The organism is Actinomadura sp. CNU-125, assembly GCF_001942465.1.
Lineage (GTDB): Bacteria > Actinomycetota > Actinomycetes > Streptosporangiales > Streptosporangiaceae > Spirillospora.
The window spans coordinates 1-3,038 of record NZ_MKJY01000424.1 but is presented as its reverse complement, the minus strand read 5'-3'; the positions used below and the strand labels follow the sequence as shown (position 1 = coordinate 3,038).

The 3,038-nt window shown below is 75.8% G+C and carries 3 protein-coding genes; all 3 read left to right on the top strand.

The window, feature by feature from the left end; genetic code table 11:
* On the top strand, positions 1-538 hold a 538-nt coding region (locus BJF79_RS56350), incomplete at its 5' end, for a helix-turn-helix domain-containing protein (protein ID WP_075904105.1).
* A 37-nt stretch (positions 539-575) separates the two neighbouring features.
* A complete protein-coding gene (locus tag BJF79_RS35890) occupies positions 576-956 on the top strand; it encodes a hypothetical protein (RefSeq protein WP_075904104.1) in 381 nt (126 codons plus the stop codon).
* A complete protein-coding gene (locus BJF79_RS63290; protein WP_262403067.1) occupies positions 953-2,665 on the top strand; it encodes an ABC transporter ATP-binding protein in 1,713 nt (570 codons plus the stop codon). Before BJF79_RS35890 ends, BJF79_RS63290 begins: the two co-directional genes overlap by 4 nt.
* Positions 2,666-3,038: the final 373 nt, after the last annotated feature.

The window sequence follows — 3,038 nt, the reverse complement described above, 5'->3', positions numbered from 1 at the left end:
GGTCGCCGCCGGGCGCAGCACCACGCGGGAGATCGCCCGGATGATGCCGGACGTCCCGCAGGCGACCCTCTACCGGCACCTGGCCGCGCTCGCCAAGGGCGGCCTCCTGGAGGTGTCCGACGAGGGGAAGATCGGGCAGGAGCGCGTCTACGCGCTGCCGCCCGGCGGGGCCGTGCTCGATCCCGCGCAACTGGCCGCGACGACCCCCGCGGACCACGGCCGGTACTTCACCGCGTTCGTCTCCAGCCTCCTCGCCGAGTTCTCCCGCTACCTCGCCCGCGACGAGATCGACTTCGTCGCCGACGGCGTCGGCTACCAGCAGGTCGTGCTGAACCTGGACGACGCGGAGTTCGCCGAGTTCGCGCGCCGCTTCGCCGAGCTCGTCGGTCCGCTGGCCGGCAACGGGCCGGGCGGGGGACGCACACCGCGCCTGCTCGCGACCGTCCTCATGCCCGTCGACCCGCCGGACGAGACGTCCGGCGAGACGTCCGGCAAGGCGCCCGGCGAAGCGCCCGACGAGACGTCCGACGACACCTGACCGGCCCGCCCCCGGGCCGCACGAGAAAGGCGATGCCATGGCCGAAGTGAAGGTCGACCGCGACCGGATCGACATCGAGTTCAGCGCGTGGGAGCGGACCTGGACGCGCCGCGGCCGGGTCACCGTCCCGCTCGCCGCGGTCGACGGCGCCGCGTGCGTCGACCGGCCGCTGCGCGTCGCGCGCGGCGCCCGGCGCGGATACCACGTCTCCGGCGTGGCCAAGATCGGGGTCTGGGGCCTCGTGCGGGGCCCGCGCCGGCTGGTGGCGGTGCGGCGCGGGGCTCCCGGCCTGCACCTGACGCTCAACCGCGCGGTCGCCGGGGACGAGTTCGACGAGATCGTGGTCTCCCACCGGGACGCGGCGGGGCTGACCCGGCGCATCCACCGGGCCGCCGCGGGCGGCCGGAGCCGGACGTGACCGGGCCGCGGATCGAGGTGACCGGCCTGACCAAGCGGTTCGGCGACGTCGTCGCGGTGGACGGCGTCGGCTTCACCGTCGAACCCGGCCGGATCACCGGTTTCCTCGGTCCGAACGGTGCCGGCAAGACCACGACGATGCGGATGATCGTCGGCCATGTCGCGCCCACGTCCGGGTCCGCGACGATCGGGGGGCGGCGCTACCGCGACATCCCGAACCCGTCGGCGACGGTCGGCGCCGTCTTCGACGCCGCGACGTTCCACCCGGCGCATTCGGCGCGCGACCATCTACGCGTGTACGCGGCGATGGGCGGGCACCCGGACGGGCGCGTCGACGAACTCCTCGACGTCCTCGGGCTCGCCGCGGCCGCGCGCCGCCGGACCGGCGGCTTCTCCACCGGCATGCGGCAGCGGCTGAACCTGGCGACCGCGCTGCTGGGCGACCCGCGGGTGCTGCTGCTCGACGAGCCGGGCAACGGCCTGGACCCGGAGGGCACGGCGTGGCTGCGGACGTTCCTGCGCCGCCTGGCCGGCGAGGGCCGCACGATCCTGTTCTCCAGCCACGTGCTCGGCGAGGTCCGGCGGATCGCCGACGACGTCGTGATGATCCGCGGCGGCCGGGTCGTGGCGGCCGGGCCGCCGGACGGGCTCGCGGGTGCGGGCCCGGTCGTCCTCGTGCGCTCGGCGGACGCCGCCGAGCTCGCGCGGACACTCGTCCGGGAGGCGCCGCCCGGACGTCCCGTACGCGCCGGGGCCCGCCGGGCCGGACGCACCCGGGGAGCTGCGGGTGCACGGGCTGGACGCCGCGGGCGTCGCCGACTTCGCGGCCGCGCGCGGGCTGCGCGTCCACGGCTTGACGACCGAGGAACTCGACCTGGAGCGGATCTTCCTCGACCTGACCGGAGGCCCGCGATGAACCGGCTGGTCAGGGCGGAGTTCCGCAAGCTGCTGGCCACCCGGACGTGGCTGTGGATCCTGCTCGTCGGCGGGCTCGCCGGCGGCGGGATCGTCGGGCTGATGACCGTCGTCGGACCGGAGAACTTCGATCCGCCGATGCCGGGCCTGCACACCGAGGAAGGCGTCCGGTCGGTCCTGGGCGTCCTCGGGTACACCGCGCTCGTCCCGGCCGCGGTCGGCACTCTGGCGGCGGCCTCGGAGTACCGGCACCGGACGGCCGACGTCACGTTCCTGTTCGCGCCGCGCCGCGGGCGGGTCCTCGCGGCGAAGCTCCTGGTCCACGGCGCCGCCGGGGCCGTGTACGGGCTGGTGCTCGCGGGCACGGCCGCCGCCGCGTCTTCGGCGGTCGCGGCGGCGAAGGGCGTCGACCTGGGGCTGCCCGCCGCCACGATCCTCGGGCTGCTCGCCCGCATCGGCGTGGCGATGGTGGCCTACACGCTGCTCGGCATCGGCATGGGCGCGCTGATCCCGAACCGGACGGCGGCGCTCGGCGTCGTCGTCGGCTACCTGTACGCGGGCGAGACGCTGCTGCTGATGGTGCCGGGCGTCCGGTGGCTGTACCCGTGGCTGCCGGGCGGGGCGACCGCCGCGCTGACCGACTTCACCGCGGTCGCCGACGCCCTCTCGCAGCAGCTGTCGACCGATCCCGTCCGGCTGCTGCCGCCGGTGGCGGGCACGCTCGTCCTCCTCGCGTACGCGGCCCTCGCCGCCGCTGCCGCCGTCGCCGCGCCCCTGCGCCGCGACATCACCTGACCCGGGCCGGGACGCCCGAACAAACCCGAGCCCGCACACCGCCGGGCAATGCGAAGGCAAAGTCTGGTGGCGATCATGATTCCGCGCGCCCCCTCCGGTTTACGCGTGCATGACCTGGGGGTACTTAACGCAACGAGTTCGTGACAGCGAGTGAACGGATGGATCTCGGGGCGGCAAAGCCCCAGGTCCGGGGCGAGAGGAGGCCGGAATGCGACGCGCAGCGGGCAACGGCCTCGGCCCCTCCGGCGTGGCCGAGGGCGTCCCCGGCACGAGCCGCCCCGGCCCACGGCGTCCCCCGACGCGGCCGCGGGCGCCGTGCCCGGCGGCACACCTCGGGTCCTCGCCGCACCGACCCGTCCGTCACCGCCCGCCC